Source organism: Nostoc sp. MS1, from assembly GCF_019976755.1.
GTDB lineage: Bacteria > Cyanobacteriota > Cyanobacteriia > Cyanobacteriales > Nostocaceae > Trichormus.
Genome location: NZ_AP023441.1, coordinates 2,165,036 through 2,186,638 on the forward strand (window position 1 = coordinate 2,165,036; position 21,603 = coordinate 2,186,638).

The 21,603-nt window shown below is 40.8% G+C and carries 12 protein-coding genes and 1 pseudogene; 8 read left to right on the top strand and 5 right to left on the bottom strand.

The genetic code is table 11. The features are described 5' to 3' along the window. Positions 1 to 18 precede the first annotated feature (18 nt). Positions 19 to 777, bottom strand: a pseudogene (locus NSMS1_RS09425) (transposase). Positions 778 to 798: 21 nt separating this feature from the next. Continuing rightward, a complete protein-coding gene (sbcC, locus tag NSMS1_RS09430) occupies positions 799 to 3,825 on the bottom strand; it encodes an AAA family ATPase (protein ID WP_224092722.1) in 3,027 nt (1,008 codons plus the stop codon). Between the two features lie 366 nt (positions 3,826 to 4,191). On the opposite strand from sbcC, the gene NSMS1_RS09435 reads away from it, so the two are divergent. Both NSMS1_RS09435 and NSMS1_RS09440 read left to right on the top strand, forming a co-directional pair. Continuing rightward, positions 4,192 to 8,406, top strand: coding sequence for a PAS domain S-box protein (locus tag NSMS1_RS09435; RefSeq protein WP_224092723.1), 4,215 nt, complete (start codon positions 4,192 to 4,194; stop codon positions 8,404 to 8,406). 137 nt (positions 8,407 to 8,543) lie between these two features. Then, positions 8,544 to 9,239, top strand: a complete 696-nt coding sequence (locus NSMS1_RS09440; RefSeq protein ID WP_224092725.1) for a conjugal transfer protein TrbI — start codon at positions 8,544 to 8,546, stop codon at positions 9,237 to 9,239. 157 nt (positions 9,240 to 9,396) lie between these two features. On the opposite strand, the gene NSMS1_RS09445 is transcribed toward NSMS1_RS09440, so the two are convergent. Further along, on the bottom strand, positions 9,397 to 10,008 hold the full coding sequence (locus NSMS1_RS09445) for a hypothetical protein (protein WP_224092727.1): 612 nt from the start codon (positions 10,006 to 10,008) through the stop codon (positions 9,397 to 9,399). 151 nt (positions 10,009 to 10,159) lie between these two features. Further along, complete coding sequence (locus tag NSMS1_RS09450; protein WP_224085439.1) at positions 10,160 to 11,662, bottom strand: IS5 family transposase; 1,503 nt, start codon at positions 11,660 to 11,662, stop codon at positions 10,160 to 10,162. A gap of 151 nt (positions 11,663 to 11,813) precedes the next feature. Between NSMS1_RS09450 and NSMS1_RS09455 the strand changes: the two genes are divergently transcribed. The 4 genes from NSMS1_RS09455 to NSMS1_RS09470 all read left to right on the top strand — a co-directional run bounded on the left by NSMS1_RS09455 (position 11,814) and on the right by NSMS1_RS09470 (position 16,326). Next, the gene (locus NSMS1_RS09455; protein WP_224092729.1) at positions 11,814 to 12,224 is read left to right on the top strand and encodes a hypothetical protein; all 411 of its coding nucleotides are present in this window, start codon (positions 11,814 to 11,816) and stop codon (positions 12,222 to 12,224) included. 141 nt (positions 12,225 to 12,365) lie between these two features. After that, complete coding sequence (locus NSMS1_RS09460) at positions 12,366 to 14,333, top strand: ArnT family glycosyltransferase (RefSeq protein ID WP_224092730.1); 1,968 nt, start codon at positions 12,366 to 12,368, stop codon at positions 14,331 to 14,333. 328 nt (positions 14,334 to 14,661) lie between these two features. Next, the gene (locus NSMS1_RS09465; protein WP_224092731.1) at positions 14,662 to 15,324 is read left to right on the top strand and encodes a TVP38/TMEM64 family protein; all 663 of its coding nucleotides are present in this window, start codon (positions 14,662 to 14,664) and stop codon (positions 15,322 to 15,324) included. A gap of 12 nt (positions 15,325 to 15,336) precedes the next feature. Next, positions 15,337 to 16,326: a glycosyltransferase family 2 protein gene (locus NSMS1_RS09470; RefSeq protein ID WP_224092732.1), complete on the top strand. Its 990-nt coding sequence runs from the start codon at positions 15,337 to 15,339 to the stop codon at positions 16,324 to 16,326. 190 nt (positions 16,327 to 16,516) lie between these two features. Here the strand turns inward: NSMS1_RS09470 and NSMS1_RS09475 are convergent, their stop codons facing one another. Beyond that, entirely contained in the window at positions 16,517 to 17,533 is a 1,017-nt protein-coding gene (locus tag NSMS1_RS09475) for a ribose-phosphate pyrophosphokinase (protein WP_224092733.1), read from the bottom strand. Positions 17,534 to 18,876: 1,343 nt separating this feature from the next. Between NSMS1_RS09475 and NSMS1_RS09480 the strand changes: the two genes are divergently transcribed. Further along, positions 18,877 to 20,562, top strand: a complete 1,686-nt coding sequence (locus NSMS1_RS09480; protein ID WP_224092734.1) for a serine/threonine-protein kinase — start codon at positions 18,877 to 18,879, stop codon at positions 20,560 to 20,562. A 285-nt stretch (positions 20,563 to 20,847) separates the two neighbouring features. Further along, a complete protein-coding gene (gene bioD, locus NSMS1_RS09485; protein ID WP_224092735.1) occupies positions 20,848 to 21,525 on the top strand; it encodes a dethiobiotin synthase in 678 nt (225 codons plus the stop codon). Positions 21,526 to 21,603: the final 78 nt, after the last annotated feature.

A 21,603-nucleotide genomic window follows, 5' to 3' on the forward strand; every position in this document is an offset into this window, starting at 1 on the left:
CCTTCAAGACTAATAATATTAGCCTTGAAGCGTGGTGTCAAGTCGGCAATCTTTTTTGAGGTGTTGCCACTCCAATTCAATTGGGTTCATTTCCGAGCAATATTTGGGTAAAAAGAACATGTACAAACCCATGTCTTCCCACTTTGACCATGATTGCTGAACTTCTTTACATCGATGTATTGGGCCGTTGTCCTGTACGATTACTCGGATGCGTCCTGTTTTTTGAGCTTCAGCAACTTCAAGCTCCATCATCTGTATATAAGATTGGTGTGAAACGCCGCCAATCACTAGACCATAAACAAAGCTAACTATTGGTTGAAGTAAACCAATGATGCTCAACCTTCGTCCCCGATGTGACTTTGTTCTAGACGTTTTTGCTGACCTCGAAAGTAATAGCTATAACTTGGCTCACTCCAAGCGCAAAACCCGGATTCATCTAGATATTTCAGGTCGATTTCTCCGGCCGCCGCAGACAATTCCAACATTTCTAAAAACACTATGTCAGCTTCCACCCACTTCTGTTTCTCTCCACGCCCTGCTTTTTCCCAAAGCCCCTCCACCCCTCGCTTTTCCCATCTATGCAACACTTCTGGCACTGTTTGGGCAGTCCAGTTAAAGTGATCCGCTATCTTCTCTACGTACCAACCATGTGTGTTCAATCTAATCACGGATGCTCTATCTTTCACTTTCTGGGGGTATATCTGCTGTTCTCAGGTTGAAAAGAGTTTTCTCTTGTTCTCTAGTCAGAAGTTTTTCGTAAGGAAAACAGTTTTTTATTAGGTATATACCTCTACTAAATTACGTTAACAACCTAACCTGCGACCCTTCTTGAGTCTTATTTACCTCAATTCTGGCTTGGAAGGCTTCTTTGAGGTGGGGCATGTGGGTGACGGTGAGGATGCAGGCGAAATCGTTGGCGATCGCATTTATGGCAGCAATAAGGCGATCGCATCCTTCGGCATCTTGTGTACCAAAGCCTTCATCGACAATTAACAGTTGCAAGGCGGCTCCTGCTCTTTGTGCTAGGAGTTTAGCTAAGGCTAAACGGATGGCAAAGTTAATTCTAAAGGCTTCCCCACCAGAGTAGGTTTCATAGGCTCTTGTACCTCTAGCATCGGCAATGACAATATCTAAGGTGTCGATGAGTTTGGCATTTTTCTTAGTAGATTTACTACCTTTACCTGCTCTTTGAGTAATAAATTGTACGTGCAGTTGATTTGCTGTTAACCTTGCCAAGAGTTGATTTGTCTCGGCTTCCAGTTGCGGTAACACGTTCTCAATCATCAGCGCTTGGATACCATTTTTACCAAATGCTTGCACTAATTCCTGATATACCCGATATTGTTGTTTGCAAGTTTGGTATTGTTCCTGCTGCTCCTCGTACTGAGTTTGTAACGCCTCTAGTTGATGCGCTAACTGTTCCAAACGTCCTAATTGGGCAATTTGTTCGTCTAGTTGTCGCCTTCTAGTGGCTAACTGCTGTTCTAAGGCTTGAATTTGCTCGATGGGGTTGGCATTTTGGGCTAATTGTTCAACAAGGCTGTCGATTTGGGTGGCGAGTTGTTGGCGTTCCTGTAATCTTGCGGTTCTAGACGCTTCTAGCTCTTGTAATCTCCCCTGGAGTTGGGGCTGCTGTTGTTGGGCTGATAATAGCTGCTGATATCGTAACTGCCAAGATTGCCCTTGACGAGCGGCTACACGCAGGTTGTTATGCTGTTCTGAACTATAGCCAATTTCTGCAATTTGCTGTTCCAAGGCTGCGATTTGTTGAGCATCTTCGGAATCTGTTTGCTCTTGCTGGATTCTGGTTTGTAATTGGCTAATTTGGCCTTGTAATTCTGGTTTACGCGCTGTGAGTGCGGCTAGGCGTTTGTTAGCATCTTTTATTTGCCCTTGCTTGATTTCTGCCCAGCGCCACCGTTCTACCTCACTTCGGGCGAGGGCATGGTCTTGCTCATTGTAATTTAATTTTTGCAGATGCTCTTGTAGTTGTCGCAGTTCGGCTTGTTGATCAAGGGCGTAATCACCAGCTTGGAGCGATCGCTCTAAGTGTTGTTTTTCGGCTGCCAACTGTTGTAATTGTTGTTCAGCATCGCTAGTTGATTGCAGTTGTGCAGCTAGTTGTCCTCTTTGCTCCCTTAAGGTATCGTAAACGTTTAATTTCTGAGCTATTTCCCGGTATTCCTGACGCAATAACTGAATTTCTCTATCAGAAACCGCCATCTGTTCCCGGAATACCCACAATTGCCCCTCAGTTTCCTTATACTCATCCTTGGTTTTATCTACAACCCGGTTCCAGTGATGCTCATCTAAAGGACGTTCACACAAGGGACAGATAGCGTCAGGAGTACGGAGCATTTGTAATTTCTGCTCTAATTCCCCCAATAATCTTTCATATTCTCGTTGTTGCGCTTGCAACCGCTCAATAAAGTGCCGTCTCTCATGCCCTTTTTCTTGAACACGTTGCAAATAAACCTTATCCTTCTCCATTTGATCAATCTGCATTGCCACTTCCACCACTGCTTGTTGCAGTTGGGGTTGGCGCTGGGAAGCCCTTTGCAGCTGATTTTCTGTAGCTTGTAGCTGTTCAAGGCGTGCAACTAAACCCGCGTGAACCCGATCTAAATGGCTTTGCAAATTTTGACGCTGTTGTAATAAGGGCGAAACCTGCATTTGCAACTCATCAAGATGAGCTAAATGGCGACGGGCGGCTGTAAGTTGGGATAGTGCTGCTTCTATTTCCCCTGATTTACTTAGGGTGTGTTGAATTTCTTGTTCTTGCTGTTGTAAAGCTTCCAGTTGTCCTTGGACTTGTTGGAGTTGCCTTTCTAGTTCGTGAATTTGCTTGGTTAACCGTTGCTGCTTTTGTTGGCGTAGGGATGTAGCGCGGGTGTGTTCCTCAAATTTGGCAGCATAGGCTTCTTCTTGAGCTTGCAGGCTTTGGTAATGGCTATAACCGTTGGTAATCTCCGCTTCGCGCTGCAAGATAGCTTCTAACTCTGCCAACTGCGTTCTTGCGGCTGACTGTTCTTGCTGGAGGCGATCGCAATCTTGGGTAAGATTTTGGTATTGTTGCCTAACAAAATTTAGTTGCTGTTCGGTATTTTGTCTTTGGTGTTGAATCACCTGCAAACTTTGCAATTTAATTGTCTCAAAGGCTTGCACCTGTTGCAGTTGATTAATTTGAACTTCTAATTCTGTCCTTTGAGCTTTGGTGTTTTCCCGTTGTTTAAGTTGCGTCTTAATCGACTCCAAAGAACGATCTAATTCTTCCGCCCTAATCTTAAATTGGCGTGATGACTCCTTGGCTCTTTCCTCCAATTCATCATATTGATTGAGTTTTAATAACTCCGCCAAAATCTCTTTACGTTCGCTGGGGCGTTTGAGCATAAATTCATCCGCCCGCCCTTGACGGAGGTAGGCAGAGTTAATAAAAGTATCGTAATCGAGCTTGATATGTTCTAATATCAAATCCTGAGTAGCTCGGACACCTTTACCAGTAATTGCTCGAAACCCAGAAGGTGTTTCGATTTGAAATTCTAGAACCCCGGAAGCACCCCGCACCCTTGAGCGAATTACACGATATTTTTGCTGATTATTTTGAAAAGTAAAATCAACTCTCACCTCTTTAGCACCAGCATGAATTACATCATCTTCAGCCGCCGCCCGACTTTCACCCCACAAAGCCCAAGTAATAGCTTCGAGGAGAGATGATTTACCGGCTCCATTAGAACCACAAATACAAGCCGTATGCAAACCACGAAAATCTACAGTTGCATCACGGTAACTCAGAAAGTTTTTAAGAACAAGTTGTACTGGGATCATTGAGGCTATAGCGCCACATCTACATAAATTGTTTCTTAACAAGCAGTACAGATGCACTGTATGTTAGTTTAACTAGGTAAATATCAGGTTTCTAGTGTTAAAGTCAGTAAATTTACGAAAATTAACAATATGAGAAATCTGTTTTCTCTAATTAGGTAAAATATGAAAATCCAGTTTTAATGAAGGAAAAGATTTTTGAATAGTTAATTTTGAAATCAGTGCAATATCAAAAATTGTTGCAACCAAACAAAAACTTTTCCCATTACCCACTTCTCTAAAACCCCCTACCCCAAATTTTAGAGAGACTGATACATTATGAAATTAAGCATTTAAGCAACCTAGATTTTTACTTACCCTGGCGAGTCTATGCTGTCTCACAAAAGACTGATTGTGTTCACTTTGGCTTGGCTAGTACTGGCGGTGATTGGATTTGTCGCCTTATACCAGGGTAAATCTTGTATTTCTTGGTTCCCTGTATCTAGATGGGCGATCGCTTTAACTCTTTGGCTAGAATTAATCGGGATCATTTTAGCGGGTATAGTTTTACTCATCAAAACTATAAGAGCAAATAATAACTGGACTTCTTTGATCGATTTAAGCCGAGTTAACCGTTCAATGACTGCCACCAACCAACAATTACAGGAAAGTGAAGGAAGTTTTCGCACGGCTGTAGGAAATATTTTAGATTGCTTTGGTGTTTACTCTGCCATCCGCGATCGCTCTGGGCAAATTGTCGATTTTCGCATCGAGTATGTTAACACTGCTGCCTGTGCCTGTAACGGCTGGACTTATGAAGCACAAATTGGTAAGGGACTGTGTGAAATCCTCCCCAACCATAAAGAATCCGGGCTATTTGCCGAATACTGTCAAGTGGTAGAGACTGGGCAAACTCTAGTAAAAGAAGAACTAATTTACGAAGATAATTACAACTCTCAACGTTTAGCGCGAGTTTTTAATATTCGGGCTGCTAAATATCAAGATGGCTTTGTAGTAAATTGGCAGGATGTAACTGAACGTCATCAAGCCCAAGAAACACTGCGTCGTCACCAGCAAGAGTTAGCCACATTAGTAGACAATGTTCCCGATGTCATCACACGCTTTGATACTAATTTACGCTACATCTACGCTAACTCTGTCCATGAAAGAATTACTGGCTTAAAGTCCGAAGCATTGATTGGTAAAACGCTGTCGGAAGTTTGGGGAGGTGAAGCCCTGGCTCCTCAATGGCAAGCGGTTCTACAAGAAGCCATCCGTACAGGGCAAAAACAAACCAGTGAATTTAGTTTCCCAGGAAACGATGGCATCAACCACTTTTACCAAATTCAACTTGTGCCAGAGTTTTCTTTGGAAGGCTCAGTTGCTTCTGTATTGACAGTCACCCGCGACATAACGAACGTTAAACAGACACAAGCAGCACTGCAAACTAATCAGGAACTAACCCGCACAGTTCTAGAAAACTTTCCTAATGGTGGTGTTTTTCTATTTGACGAGAACTTACGCTACATCCTGGTAGCAGGTCAAGGATTGGCAATGGTAGGAATGAACAAAGCAGACTTGGAAGGTAAAACTATTTGGGAAGCACTACCTCCAGAAACTAGCAATACTCTTGAGCAACCCTATCGCCAAGCTTTATTAGGACAGGATTCCCATTTTGAAGTGACCTATGACAATCATACTTATGATGTTCATGTTCTGCCTGTGAGGAACGAACATGGTCAAATTTTTGCTGGCATGGCAATTACTCAGGATATTACGGAACGCAAGCAAGTAGAAGTAAGATTACGACAGAAACGAGAAAGATTATATCTAGCACAATTAGCAGCAAAAATTGGTACTTTTGAATGGAATATTCAGACTAATACGAATATTTGGTCAAATGAATTAGAAGCACTCTACGGTTTACAGCCTGGAGAGTTCGGAGAAACTTATGAAGAATGGACGAGGTGGGTACATCCCGAAGATTTAGCCCAGGCGGAAGCAAGTGTAGCTAATGCTTTAAAAACAGGTGAGATGTTCACTGACTGGCGAGTGATTTGGAAAGATGGCAGTGTTCGCTGGCTTAATGCGAGAGCGCAGGTATTCTATGATGAGGAGGGTAAGCCCTTACGCATGATAGGAATTAATGTTGATGTCACTGAACAGCAAGCAGTTTTGCGTGAACAAAAATCTGCCCAAGCTGCTTTAAAAGAAAGTGAAGAACGCTTGCGTTTAGCCTTGAAAGCCGTCAATCAAGGACTTTATGATTTAAACATTCAAACTGGGGATGCAGTAGTTAGTCCAGAATACGCCCAGATGTTAGGATATGACCCCGATGAGTTCCAAGAAACAAATCTGGCGTGGCGCGATCGCCTGCATCCTGATGACAGAGAATTAGTGTATCGGGTTTACGAAGAATATGTTGCTGGCAAAACCGACGAGTATAGAGTAGAATTCAGACAACGCACCAAATCCGGCGATTGGTTATGGATTCTCTCCATTGGTAAAATAGTCGCTTGGGATGAGCAAGGTAATCCCCTGCGAATGCTGGGTACGCACACAGATATTACTAAGCGTAAGCAATCTGAAGTAGCCCTACAAGATGCCCTGCAATTGTTAAATCTCCACATAGATACTACCCCCTTGGCCGTGGTGCAATGGGATTGTCATCTGTGCGTTACCCGTTGGTCATCGGCGGCGGAAAAAATCTTTGGTTGGCAAGCAGAGGAGGTGTTAGGAAAGTACATCCACGACCTACACATGGTTTATGAGGAAGATATAGCAGTTGTTGCCCAAGTAAGCGATCGCCTCCTCAGTGGTCAAGAAGCGCAAATTATCCAATATAATCGCAACTATACCAAAGATGGCAAAGTAATTGATTGTGAATGGTACAACTCCACCATCAATGATGAGGGTGGTAGTGTAACTTCTGTACTTTCACTAGTTTTAGATGTAACTGAACGTACTAAAGCCGAACAAGCAATATGTGAAAGTGAATTAAAATTCCGCACCCTTGCCGACATTATGCCGCAGATGGTTTGGATTACCAGACCAGATGGTTATAATGAATATTTCAATCAACGTTGGTACGACTACACAGGCAAGACACTAGCACAAAGCAAAGGCGAAGGCTGGCAAAGTATTTTACATCCTGATGATTTGGCGCGTACCATTACTGTATGGCAAAATAGCCTACAAACTGGAAACAGTTATAATATAGAATATCGCTTACGTCGTAACGATGGTGAATACCGTTGGCATTTAGGAAAAGCCTTACCCTTACATGAGGAAGACGGTAAAATTGTCAATTGGTTTGGTTCCTGCACCGATATTCATGACCAAAAATTGGTAATTGAAGAACGGGCGCAAGCATTAGAGCGAGAACGGGCGGCACGAATAGAACTAGAAAGAGCCAGCCGGATGAAAGATGAGTTTTTGGCGATAGTATCCCACGAATTGCGATCGCCCCTCAACGGTATTTTAGGCTGGTCGCGCCTACTCCGCACCCGTAAACTACCACCAGACAAAATTGAGCAAGCATTAGAATCGATTGAGCGCAACGCCCAAGCCCAAACTCAGTTAATTGAAGACTTACTCGACATCTCTCGGATTATTCGCGGTAACATTCGCCTAAATCTCTGTCCCACCAGCTTAATTCCTGTAATTCAAGCAGCCTTAGACACAGTTAGACCTGTTGCTAATAGTAAATCAATTTTCATTGACTCTCAACTTGATGTTGATGTCAAAGTTTCAGGTGATCCAGAACGCCTACAGCAAATCGTTTGGAATCTCCTTTCTAACGCTGTTAAGTTCACTCCAGAAGGTGGACGAGTAGAAATCCGTCTAGAACAAACGGAAACTACTGTACAGATTCAGGTAATTGATACAGGCAAAGGTATTAGCCCTGAGTTTCTAGCCTATGTATTTGAACGTTTCCGCCAAGCAGACTCCACCACAACCAGAAATCAAGGAGGGCTGGGTTTAGGTTTAGCGATCGTGCGTAATTTAGTTGAAGTGCATAATGGTACAGTTTGCGTCGCCAGCGAAGGAGAAGGAAAAGGCGCAACATTTACAGTCGAGTTGCCAATTTTACCAACTTCCTTCAACATCACCGCAGAACAAATACTAATTCAACGGCAGACAGCCTGGGATACCAACATCCAAATCACCGGACTAAAAATTTTAGTAGTTGATGACGAGCCAGATACTAGGGAATTTATCCAAACCGCCTTAGAACAATACGGTGCAACCGTCACCACAGCCGCCTCCGCCCGTGAAGCTTTAGAACTATTGCCAATATTCAAACCTGACGTACTGTTAAGTGATATTGGTATGCCAGGTGAAGATGGTTATTCCCTAATTCGCACAATTAGAAGCCTACCACCAGAACAAGGCGGAAACGTCCCAGCCGCCTCCCTCACAGCCTACGCCAGACAAAGCGATCGCCTCCAAGCTCTAAGCGCCGGCTTTCAAATTCACATTCCCAAACCCATTGAGCCAATCCAGTTACTTAAGATTGTCGCCAGTCTGGCAGGGAGTAGGGAGTGGGGAGTGGGGGGAGATGAGGGAGATGAGGGAGATGGGGAAGCGAAGGAGAAAAAATAATAACTATGGACTATGGACTAATGACTAATAACTAATGACCAATAAAATATACCCATAGGCAGGTCTCAACAAAGTAAGAAACAATATCAGTAAAACATCGTCAAGAAATCTATAATTGCTGAGAACCCAAAAATATTATGACTAACTTAAATCGTTGGAAATCTGGAGCCGCCGCCCTTGTAGCATTAACAGTTACTACAAGTACTGTAACCCCTATGATTGCTTTTGCACCGGCAGCTAATGCGCAACTTCTTAATCAAAACCGGAGAGTTTCTATTCCTGCCGGCGTGAGTTTTCCTGTTACTTATGAGAAAGATCAAGTAGTTGTTAGCCGTGGTGAAACTGTATCTTTAACCTTGAAGATCGCTAACAATATTGTCGATAACAGTAGAAGAGTTTTAATTCCTGCTGGTACTGAAGTTGTGGGACAACTAGAGCCTGTATATTACAACGGTGGTTACTCACAAGATAGAAACGACCAAAATGATGTTAGAGGTGTAAGATTCGTAGCCAGAGAATTAGTTTATCCTTCCGGTAACAGACAATCAATTGATGCCAGTTCTCAAACTATCACCAGAGTAGAAAAAATTAGAAAAAATGATTCTGGTAAAATATTAACTGATGCTGCTATTGGTGCAGGTGCGGCTACTGCAATTTCTTTACTTACAGGTAATCGGAGAATTGAAGTTTTAGAACCTGTAGGTGGTGCAGCAGCAGGTGCTTTAGCTAGTGTATTACTGCGTAAAAAAGAAGTTGAGGTATTTGTAGTTAGACCACAACAAGATTTACGTTTGGCTCTAAATTCTAATTTGACAGTGGATACTTTCCGCTAATCATCCGCTCTAAAATTTGATTGTGAGTTTAATTATCTATATCTAGGCGATCGCACTGAAACTATATCTAAGCGATCGCTTAATTTTTGTCCAAAAAAGACGCAAATCCCCGACTTCGCAAAAAAGTTGGGGATTTAATACGATTAACATATACAGACTAACGATTTCGCAGTTCTGTTTCTAATTTGTCTAAGTCGGATTTCAGTAAAACAGTCATTTGTCCGGTGAAAGCTTTACCCCCTCGTGGTTGGGCAACTTCCAGCCAATAAGCATAGCGATCGCCCACTCTTACTTCTCCCTTCAAAGCTTCTCTAATGGGAGTTTTAGCCATCCGTGCTGAGTTAATTGCACTTTCGTCAGGATATTCATAAAGCACTTGGGCGCGTTTAAAGTCTTGATAAATATCCAAACCATAAATTATGCGCAAGGATTCTTGTAGACGCTCCAATGTCATACCATTGATGGCATCGTACATGGCAATGCGTTCACTACGAATTACACTCCTATCTTTGGTAAAAGCTACTCTACCTGGGGGTAATACAGAAGCTTGAAATGTAAATCGCTGGGCTGCTGTATCACTTTTCTGTACAAACAATTTCTCTCCTGCTCTGGGACGGAGAGTGGGATGAGCTTTAATCCAAGTACCAACTTCCTCTGTACTTTGTCCTGGTAACGCATCAGCTTGGGAGTTAGTCAACATTCCCACGCCCAGCCAGGAAATCAGAGAAAAGGGCAAAATTAAAAGGTTAAGCCGAAATTTTTTGAGCATTTTCCTATTGAGAACTCATAAGCAATTTCGCCACTGTGCCAACACAGAGGTAAACCTAGTTTTCCCATTTAACAGAAAAATTTACTCATTAAGTTTAAATAGGGCTTGCTGAAAAAGTCATTTCAAAGGAAGAGAAAAATTGATTAAGTAGTCAGTCCAGAAAAAAGATAAGTTTTTGTTGTTTAAGGTTTAATGAAATATCAGTTTCGATAATAGAAGAAGTAAAAAAAGACTCAGTTTTGAAAAATAGGCAAAAAAATACACAAAAAAGCCGTAATAGCAGAGTAGAAAGATTCATAACTAAAAAAGTTATGGCAATAGCGGTGAAAGAAGTATGAGGAAGTTTAGCCATAACTCTACCAAGGCTAAATCTTCGTTTACCTTGTCCAAACTTGCCCTCAATACAATTACGAATCCTTTCGTCATAAGCGGCTTGTTTCTTCTTTTCAGGGCTGACATTTTGGGGGGGTCTACCTAGTGGTGGGCCACTAATTCTAATTCCCCTTTCTTGACACCAAGCTCGATTCTCCCTCGTCCGATAAATCTTATCAACATGAACTGATTCAGGATAATATCCGGTGTAGTTTTTGTATGCTTCTACTTGTGATTTTAAGTCTCCTGATTCGTTAAAGTTGTCCCAACTAATATGGTCTAAAAATACATAGCCATCATAGTAACTAGCTGAAAACTTAGCCCCAAACTCTACTGTTCTCCCGGCTTTACCTCGGATAATCGGACGAATGTGTGGTTGGTTTAAACTGACAATGCGGTCTTGTATACTAATTTTTTGATTTTCATATAACCATAACTGTTGACGATAAACTTCTGCTACTACTAGCAACATCTTATATTGACTGTTGCTCAGTTTTAATAGTGACGCACCTAAATTTATTAGCTGCTGAATATGAGTTAAATTTCTGTTGATATATTGCAGTTGCTTTCTGATAGCTTTCCTTCTTTCTTTAACTGTTGGTTTTCTTTTCTTGGCTACTGCTAAATAATCCTTTCTTGCTTTGTTTCTGTAGGTTCTTGGTTTGTTGATATTTCTTACTAATAAGGACTTATATAATGTATCTATGATTGTTTCTGTTTGCTTTCTGGCTTGATTTAATAATCCTAAATCTGTCGGATAACTTATGTCTGCTGGCGCACAACTAGCATCTAATATTAATTTTCCTCTATTGGCTGGCTTACTTTTTGAATCCTCGACCTCTGGCTTTTTTGCTCTTACTTCTACCTCCTGTTTATTTTCTAACATCTTCCTGACTATTTCTTGATTGATTTTATTGACTAATTCTATATCTATCCTTTCTCTAAAATGAACTAGCATTGACGGGTCAAATGCAGATTCATTACTATATGCTGACATTCCTATAAAGTATTGCAGATACGGGTTCTCCCGAATTTGTTCTACTGTCTCTCTGTCACTTATTCCTAATTTTTCTTTAATTATTAATGCTCCCAACGCCATTCTAAATGTTTTGGCTGGCGCTCCCATTCTTGCTGAAAATATTTCTGCGTACTCTGCTTCAAATTTTGACCAAGGTATCATGTTCGCCATGATTACCCATCGGTTATCTGACGCTAGTTTTCCCCCAAAGGGTAGTTCAAAGTTTTCTGCTGCTTTTTCTTGCTTTTGCGCTCTTCGATACATTTTAACGCAACTTGCTACAAGGATTTTTACTTATCTTACCCTTTTTCTTTTCACCTTATTTTTCTTTCCTGACCCTGAAACTCTTCATTCTGCTATCTTTCGCCCTTATTCAGCCAGCCCTAAATATCAATGTTTTGCAGAAGTCATACAAGTGCTGGGAAAAGATTATATTTTGTGTGCTATTGCTAGTGATTTTGAAAAAGAATGGTCTATTAGTTCTAGAGATAAGGTTCATCAAACCACAGCTATTACCTACGCTTTCTTACGCCGTCCCAAGGCAATAATCATTTATAAACCTGGAGCCACCCCTCAAGAATTACTTGATTCACACTTGGAACTACGACAAAAAATGATACGTAATTTAAATATAGAATTACTACCTCTTACTTCTCTTGAAGATTATTTTGAGGGAAGTAGAAAATATAGAATCGAGCAAAAGCAAAGACTGTGGCGTAAAAGTATAATATTTGGCATGGTAGAGATGTGGCTTTTCTCCCTAAAGTCTCCAGAGCAAAAGTATCAATGGTTTGGAGATTATGCTCGGTTAGCCAGAAAGCAATAATCACTTTATAGCTCATTAAGGTATAACTCAAAGAGAATAAATTATGGGGTAAGTATTCAGCCTCATGCTTTATACTCACTTATAATTACTCAATGTGGAATACTCGATATTCACTTGGTAATGTGTGAGGTCTTATAGACGATGGCTGGACTGGTACTATTATCTTTAGCTATTCTTTGGGGAATTTTTCACAATCCTGAGCGAGATTGGCGTAGTTCTGTCTTATCAGCAGCAGTTTCCTGGGGTATAATACTAACTCTAACCACAGAAATTTTAAGCATTTTCCGACTAATAACATTTGGCTGGGTGTTAGCTTTGTGGCTGTTGATTAATTTTACCTTGGGATGGGTTTATTATCGCCTGATTAAATTAGGAAAGCGATCGCTCCATTTACCAACCATACCTCAAATAACTCCAATCTCACTAGTTTTATTAGCTGGAGTAGCTTTTATTGTTACCACTGTCACTATAATTGCGATCGTTGCACCGCCCAATAACTGGGATTCCATGACTTATCACATGGCGCGTGTCGTGCATTGGATACAAAATCGTAGTCTAGCTCATTATCCTACCTACTATTCTGCCCAATTAGTCCACCCACCTTTTGCAGAAATTGCTATCTTACATCTTCAAATTCTCAGTGGTGGAGATAGGTTTGCTAATTTAGTGCAAGTGTTTAGCATGATTGGCAGTATTATCGGTGCATCCTTAATTGCTAAACAATTAGGCGCAGATAAACGAGGACAGATTTTTGCTACTGTTTTCTGTGCAACTCTACCAATGGGTATCCTTCAGAGTTCTAGTACACAAAACGATTATGTAGTTTGTTTTTGGTTAGTGTGTTTAGCCCATTTTGTACTTTTAACTTTACCTTATAAAAATCCGCCTACACACTTAGTTTTAAGTATTGGTGCAAGTTGTGGATTAGCAATTTTCACTAAGAGTTCTGGTTATATTTTTGCTTTTCCTTTTATGGTTTGGCTTTTTGTTTGGTATATTAACCAGATGCGGTGGAAAATGTGGAAACCAGCCGTGATTGTGGCGGCTATTTTCTTTAGCTTAAATATCGGTCATTATCTACGTAATTTTGATTTATATGGCAATCCTATAGCAACAGCAGAATATTCTGTAGAATACAAAATAGAAATATACAGCTTACCCACCTTCATTTCTAATATTATTAGAAATCTTTCACTTCATAATGATATAGTAAGGCATTTAGGACTACAAGGTTTCATTACACCATTCACAGGTGTACTCACAAAGTTAGTTAAAATAATTCATGGTTTTTTGGGTGTAAATATGACCGACTCTCGGATCACACACCCGCCAAATTCTTATAATGGTGTACCAGGACTTTCCTTTGATGAAAACGTTGCTGGTAATCCCTTACATTTATTGTTGATTTTAATTGCCATAGCTATTTTTATTTTTTACGGAAAGCTAAGAAATAATAAAAAACTACTTGCTTATATAGTAGCTGTCACGGCTGGATTTTTGTTGTTATGTTGGATGCTAAAACTGCAACCATATCAAAGTCGTCATCATCTTTCATTATTCGTACTTTCTGGCGCTTTTGTCGGCACAGTCTTATGCAATATTTGGAACCGTTATCTAATTACTTTTTTAGCAGTGATATTATTGGTCACATCAATGCAGTTTGTATTTAACAACAAATACAGACCTATTGCTGCAACAAATAATATTTTTAATACAAGTAGAAATGAGCTTTATTTCACTAATCGTCCTCAATTAATTAAACCTTTTTTTGAGGCGACCGAATTTATCAAAACCACTACTTGTGCAGATGTTGGGTTGTCTTTAGGAGCAGAGAAAACGCCTTCTGCTCAGTATTGGGAATATCCTATCTGGATTCTATTAAAAAACAATAATAATCAAGTGATTAAATTCGGACACATTCTGAACCCTGCTAATTTGTCCGCAGTTAAATATCAGGTATATCCTTACAATCAATTTAAACCTTGTGCTATTCTCGCTATCAGACCAGGTAAAGAGCCTCCAGTAGAAGCAATGAATTTCAAAAATAGACAATATATAAAGGCATGGACATCAAATCCAATTACAGTGTTACTGCTGAATCCGTCTTGAAAAGTTGCTTACGGCGGGGAAACCCTTCCCTGAGAACTTTCCACAAACTTTAAAATCCAAAATGGGTATTACTTCATAAAGTAGCCCTAAATCTTCGTCAAAAATTAAATATCAATCCTCATATTTTGGCTACATAATTATGTAAATTTACTTTAGTAGAAGTGTTCATAAAGGTTCATTCGTTAACGAAATGTAGTAAATTTACAGTAATAAAAGTTACAAATTAAAAATGGTGTTTGCGATCGCCTTCCGCCTACGCACAGTGATGGTAAATTTTTTACAAAAATGTCCATCAAGTATCAGTTTAAACAACTAGGAGCCTGAACTGATGCTGAATGCTAAAACTAGTTTTGCTATACTGATGGCTGTGTGCCTGGTTGCTACATCGGTGACGGGGTATTTACTAGGGGGTGTTAATCCCGAACTGATTCAATCTTGGCTCAAAGCTGCGGGGATTTGGGCCCCTATCACTTATGTAGCTATATATGTGATAGCAACAATTTTGATTTTGCCATCAACAGCACTCAACTTAACAGGCGGAGCCATTTTTGGCGTTTGGATGGGGACATTCTGGACAAGTGTGGGAGCAATTATCGCCGCGATCGCTGCCTTTATATTTGCGCGGACAGTAGGGCGAGAAATTATTGCTCAAAAACTAGCAGGACGTTGGCAAGCCATAGATGCGGAAGTTAGACAGGGAGCAATCTTCTATATGTTTGCTATCCGCTTGATGCCTATCTTGCCCTATGGATTAGTTAATTTTGCCGCAGGTTTGACATCAATCAGCTTTAAGGATTACCTAATTGGCACAGCTTTAGGGACAGTACCCGGAATCTTGCCATTTGTCCTCTTGGGGAGTTCTGGCTTCAAAGCCATCCGTTCTGGTGAAATTTTACCAGTAGTAGGTGCTTTGGCTTTGATTGGGCTTCTGGTGGGCGGTTCCACTTGGTATCGTCGTCGTCGCTCTTTTCCATCTCGTAAAAAACCTTAACCTCGCTCAACTATGCCACCGAAATATTCTTTTATCGTCCCGATATACAACGAAGAAGAAACCATCGAAGAAATGTATCGCCGCATTTCTCAAGTGATGAATCAGATGGATGGTTCAGTCGAGTTGTGTTTGGTAAATGATGGTAGCCGCGATCGCTCTTTGAAAATGATGCGAGAATTACATCAAAAAGATCCTCGTGTTGTTTACCTCAGTCTCGCCAGAAATTTTGGTCATCAAATCGCCGTCACCGCAGGTTTGAATCATGTCCGGGGACAAGTAGTGGTTATTCTCGATGCCGATTTACAAGACCCGCCAGAATTAATTATGGAAATGGTGGAACTGTGGCAACAAGGATATCATATAGTTTATGCCCAACGAATCAAACGCCGCAAAGAAGGCTGGTTTAAACGCTTCACAGCCTATGCCTTTTATCGGATTCTCAAACGGTTGGCAGATGTAGACATTCCTACAGACACAGGGGATTTTTGCTTATTAGATCGCCAAGTTGTAGACGTACTCAACGCCATGCCAGAACGAAATCGTTACATCCGGGGATTACGTTCTTGGGTTGGTTTTAATCAAACAGCCGTTAGATTTGAGCGTGATCCGCGTTTTGCTGGTGATGTTAAATACACATTCCGTAAATCTTTTGCCTTGGCAATTAATGGAATAGTTTCTTTTTCAAAAATTCCGTTAAGGTTGTCAACTTATTTAGGCTTGTTAGCGGCTATAGTTTCACTGCTGATGTGTTTGCTGGTTCTGTATTGGCGGATTTTTACTCCCCATTCTCCCCTGACGGGAATTACCATTGTTTTAATAGCTATCTTCTTTTTAGGCGCTGTGCAATTAGTCAGTATTGGGATTTTGGGTGAGTATATCGGGCGAATTTATGAAGAAGTTAAACAAAGACCATTGTACACATTATCGGAAGTGAGCGGTTTTGAGCAGCCATATCCAGATGTTCCACAAAAATTAAATATTACTTCTTCCTCATCAAATTAGATTTTTTTGATGATTAATTGTTGACTGGTAATTGTTCAGTAACATTACTCATTACCGACCACCACGATATAAAACGTGCTTAAGCGTACATGATATAAAAATATGAAGCATGAAGTGAGGCACATGGCCTTCTTCATACTTCATATTATTTTTATTAAAGACTGTAACCTAAAAGACAGTCTTTTTTTAGTTAGCGGAACATACTACTTACAGATGTATCTTCATGAATCCGCCAGATGGTTTCTCCTAGTAAGTTAGCAACTGATAACACTACTAGTTGGGGAAAGCGATCGCTTTCTGGTATGGGTATTGTATTGGTGACAATTACTTCCTCAAACACGCCACTGGACAAACGCTCAACGGCTGGAGGAGAGAAAACTGCATGGGTAGCACAAGCATATACTTGACGCGCCCCTTCTTCACGTAACAACTTAGCGCCGGCGGCAATGGTTCCACCAGTATCGATCATGTCATCAACCAAAACTGCGGTTTTGCCTTTGACATCACCAATTACATTTAATACTTCGGCCACGTTGTGCGCCTGACGGCGTTTGTCAATAATTGCTAGTGGGGCATCATTGAGCTTTTTGGCAAATGCTCTTGCTCGCGCTACACCACCAACATCGGGAGAAACAACTACCAGATCATGCAGTTGTTTGCTTGCTATATAGTCTATAATGACTGGTGAACCGTAAACATGATCAAAGGGAATATCGAAATACCCCTGAATTTGAGCAGCGTGTAAATCCATTGCCAAGACACGGTTAGCACCAGCTTGAGTAATAAGGTTAGCAACCAACTTGGCAGTAATTGATTCTCTCCCTGCGGTTTTGCGGTCAGCACGAGCATAACCATAATAAGGAATTACTGCTGTTACCTGCCGTGCAGAAGCACGCCTACAGGCATCAACCATAATTAGTAATTCCATTAAGTGATCGTTAACTGGTTGACAACATGGTTGGATGAGGTAGACATCACAACCCCTGATCGATTCCTGAATTTGAACGTATAGTTCCCCATCCGCAAATCTTTTGCGAATCATAGGGCCTAAGTCCATACCCAGATAACGAGCTACTTCTTGAGAAAGTGGGATGTTAGAAGAGCCAGAAAACAGCCGCAGGCGATGATTTTCAGTCAGTCCTGTTGCAGTTGGCTGCAGTTTAAAAGTTGCAGAACTGAGCACAGCAGATCCTCGATGTGCATTCATGGCAATCTTAGCATTAGATATTTAGTAGATTTAACTGGACGAGAGTAAAAAAAACATCTGTGTGTTTTTTTGAAGCTTTCATAAGGACTTTAAATATTTCTCAATATAATCATCTGCTTATTTTTCGTTCCTTGCGACAAACAAAATATCATACAGATTAGCCTATGCCAGAACCTAGTGTGAACTCAGTTGATTAGTAGCACAACCAAGTTTTTGAGACTTGGATTGGCATACCAGAATACGCTATTAATTATATTGCTAACTCAAGTGTGATTATTCATCAGCTAGTTGATGTCACACTGTAGCAATTAAGAAATAGCATCATTAAACAAACAAATACATCAATATATTTGACTGCTCATGCAATATTCTGAGATATTGCCTCCAGAATTATAATATAAACTGACAAACTAAATTTTTGGTTGTCAATAGCCAAAATTTTTTTAGTTTAGAAAATCAGCTTTATTATCTCCTGCTTAGATTATAGTTTATGAGTTGCCAACTTAAATAGTGGAAATTCATATTTTGTCTAAGTCACAGTTTTTCAGAGGTTGAGTAATCAAAAGACGGTTAGTTATCCTTCAGCCCAGGCTCAAGGGTAGGAATGCAATGGTTCAAGAGCAGCCAAAATCATGGGCTAGGGGTTAAGCAAGCGCGATCGCTCAATTGAGAGCAAAGCAGCTAACTGCAAAATTCCTGGCTCTATTTTCTTAGCTTATTTCGATTGCTGAAGTATGTTTAAATGATTTTTTGCTATCTTCAAAAATAATTTTTTGAGTCTAGTGAACTGTGCTATCAATCTCAATGTCAGCCGTAATCATAAAACCGGATAAATTCTACCACGGCAATTAAAACCATCAATACCGTATTTTTATGAATTGAGAAATTTATTTTGTGCAGATTTTAGTCAATTACCACAATTTGTCCTTTGTAATTATCACATGACATTTTTCATTGATCATTTATAAGTCAAGCCAATAGTCAAAATTTTAGGCAGTAGGGAGTGGAGAGTAGGAAATAGGGATATCAAGGCAAGATTTTTTTATGAGTCAGTAATTTTATGAAGTGATGAGGGGAATGACCAATCTCGTGTTAGTACATATGTATTTATTTACTGTTTCCAGCTCCCTACTCATACAAATCAAATCGGCTTATTATAATAAGCGATAAACCGATCCAAAGTTTGCGTAGCGTTCCACAATCAGCATAGATAGAACACATTGCTTGCTAGTTTAGCTGCGGTGTAGGGTAGAATATCGCCGCAGGTAATGTTGTCGCCGCTTTGATTTATCTTGGTGGGTGACTACTTCCTCCTGAGTTGCCTTTACACTCTATTGATGACCATGCAACCACCAATTTTAATTGGCTCTGTCCTGCAAAATCGTTACCGCATCGTGCAAATTCTCGGACAAGGAGGATTTGGTAGAACCTACTTGGCGGAAGACCAGAGACGCTTTAACGAACTGTGTGCGATTAAGGAACTGATTCCGACACCGACAGCAACGTCCTCTTGGGAAAAGGCGCAAGAACTTTTCCACCGAGAGGCTGCTATTTTATATCAGATAGAAAATCCGCAAGTACCAAAATTCCGGGAAAAATTTGAGCAAGACCAGCGCTTATTCTTAGTACAGGATTATGTAGCTGGGAAAACTTATCGAGAACTGCTAACCCAACGCCAAACTGCTGGCCAAGCCTTTACTGAGCTAGAAGTATTACAATTAATCCGCTCATTGTTACCTGTGTTGGAACATATCCACGGGCGCGGTATTATCCACCGGGATATTTCTCCAGATAACATTATTTTGCGAGACAGCGATTCTAAGCCAGTTTTAATTGATTTTGGTGTGGTTAAAGAACTGGCGACTCGTTTGCAATCTCCAGACATGACAACACCACTTACTACGGTGGGGAAATTAGGCTACTCACCCAGTGAACAAATGCAAACAGGACGGGCTTATCCTAGTAGTGATTTGTATGCTTTAGCAGTCACAGCTATTGTTTTATTAACTGGTAAGGAAGCATCAGAATTATTTGATGAAAACCAACTAAGTTGGACTTGGCAAAGGTGGGTGAGGGTAAATCCAACCTTTGCTCAGATTTTAAACCGGATGTTGAGTTACACACCAGGCGATCGCTTCCAATCTGCGGCGGAAGTATCCCAAGCACTACTATCTATAGACCAACCTAATAACGGTGTTCCTTCACTCCCAGACCTTTCCCGTGTGCAGACGGTTGCAGTCGGTCGTCGTCCCGATGTTGTTCAGCCACCCCCACTTACACCAAACAAACCAGACCCCATAATTCCCCCCAGCCGTAGTAACTCAGTTTTAGATAATCCTTTGGCGTTGGGTGCTATAGGTAGTGCTGTAGTAATTTTGGCTGGCGTTGGTTCTTGGGCTTTAGTAAGTTCTATTCGCAGCCACTCATCATCGCGTCCAGGTGAAACCCCTCCACCGCAAAGTTTCCCTTCACCAGTGGTAACTGGGGGTACTACTTTTGCCACCCCAACAGCAGAACCAGTAATTTTAAACAAACGTCTCAATTTAGGGGCTACTAATACAGCTACAGTTACGGACAATATCCAAGCAAATCAAATTATTCAGTATAGTTTCTTTGGGCAAGCAGGAGATAAACTTACTACCTTTATTGATCAAAGTGATGGGGTGTTATTAACTGTTACTAGCAATCAACAGCCAATTGAGCCTAGCGCCCAACAAGTTACGAACTATGTAGGCACATTACCTAATACTGGCAGATATACGATTCGATTGACTCTCAATCCTGGAGTTGCAGCAAGTGACTATAGTTTGACTGTAGCAGTAGAAAAACCCATTCAAGCAACACCAACACCTACACTTACACCAACACCAACACCTACAGAAACGCCAACATTCATACCAACACCTATACCCACACCTACACTCACTCCAACACCTACACTCACTCCAACACCCACACCCACACCGACAGAAACACCCACACCGACAGAAACACCTACTTTATTTCCTGAACCACAAACTACACCGTAAATGTCATCCTAGACAGTGTATTACAATATTTTTGAGTTTTGAGTCCTAAAAATTTAGAAGTAATTTTTAGTTATTACAGGAGGCAGAGAAGCAGCGAAGAATAAACTAATGACAACTGATCGAATTTTAGATTTTAAATTTTGGATTTTGGGTTGAAGATTCAAAACCCAAATTTAACAAGGTATATTCGCGTAGTGTCTCGTAGGGAAGCCTCTAAATTCATTCGGGGAATAAATCTCAAATCCGTGCATTGTTTGACAACTGACAACTAACAACTAACAAAAATTGTTGAAATCACTACTAATTACGGGAACTGATACAGAAGCTGGCAAAACTGCTCTGACTACAGTTTTGGCAGCTTACTGTCAAAAATACTACCCTCAAGGCAGTTGGGGGATTATGAAACCAATTCAATCGGGAATTGGCGATCGCGAATGGTATCAAAACTTGTTTACACTAGAGCAGTCCACAGCAGAGATGACACCTCTGTACTTTAGTGCGCCTCTAGCACCCCCCATCGCCGCCGCCAAAGAAAATAGACAAGTGGATTTAGCTATAGTTTGGCAGACTTTAACCCAATTGCGATCGCGTCTTGATTTAGTATTAGTTGAAGCTGTAGGGGGGTTGGGTTCCCCCATAACTGACGAGTTAACAGTGGCAGATTTAGCTGGGGAATGGCGTTTGCCTACAGTATTGGTAGTACCAGTAAAATTAGGTTCTTTGGGTCATGCAGTTGCTAATGTAGCCTTAGCTAGACAAGCGCGAGTTGATCTCAAAGGTATTGTCTTGAACTGCACACAGCCTCGTTCTGAGGAAGAAATCGCCAACTTAACACCAAAAGAGTTAATTCAATCTTTGACTAATGTTCCGGTGTTAGGTTGTTTACCTTATGTAGATGACTTTTCTGATTTTGAGAAACTAGCGCAAATTGCCTCTAATTTAGATTTGGAAACACTAAAGTAAATATTAGGTAGGATGTGTTACGGCTATGAATCCAAGACGAATTTTGAATTGGTATTATGTATAAACTTGTTGGGCAAT

Excerpts from the sequence above, each read along its gene's own strand:
- sbcC (WP_224092722.1), bottom strand. The coding sequence starts at position 3,825 with ATGATCCCAGTACAACTTGTTCTTAAAAACTTTCTGAGTTACCGTGAT.
- NSMS1_RS09450 (WP_224085439.1), bottom strand. The coding sequence starts at position 11,662 with ATGTATCGAAGAGCGCAAAAGCAAGAAAAAGCAGCAGAAAACTTTGAA.
- NSMS1_RS09435 (WP_224092723.1), top strand. The coding sequence starts at position 4,192 with ATGCTGTCTCACAAAAGACTGATTGTGTTCACTTTGGCTTGGCTAGTA.
- NSMS1_RS09470 (WP_224092732.1), top strand. The coding sequence starts at position 15,337 with ATGCCACCGAAATATTCTTTTATCGTCCCGATATACAACGAAGAAGAA.
- NSMS1_RS09445 (WP_224092727.1), bottom strand. The coding sequence starts at position 10,008 with ATGCTCAAAAAATTTCGGCTTAACCTTTTAATTTTGCCCTTTTCTCTG.
- NSMS1_RS09465 (WP_224092731.1), top strand. The coding sequence starts at position 14,662 with ATGCTGAATGCTAAAACTAGTTTTGCTATACTGATGGCTGTGTGCCTG.
- NSMS1_RS09440 (WP_224092725.1), top strand. The coding sequence starts at position 8,544 with ATGACTAACTTAAATCGTTGGAAATCTGGAGCCGCCGCCCTTGTAGCA.
- NSMS1_RS09480 (WP_224092734.1), top strand. The coding sequence starts at position 18,877 with ATGCAACCACCAATTTTAATTGGCTCTGTCCTGCAAAATCGTTACCGC.
- NSMS1_RS09475 (WP_224092733.1), bottom strand. The coding sequence starts at position 17,533 with ATGAATGCACATCGAGGATCTGCTGTGCTCAGTTCTGCAACTTTTAAA.
- NSMS1_RS09460 (WP_224092730.1), top strand. The coding sequence starts at position 12,366 with ATGGCTGGACTGGTACTATTATCTTTAGCTATTCTTTGGGGAATTTTT.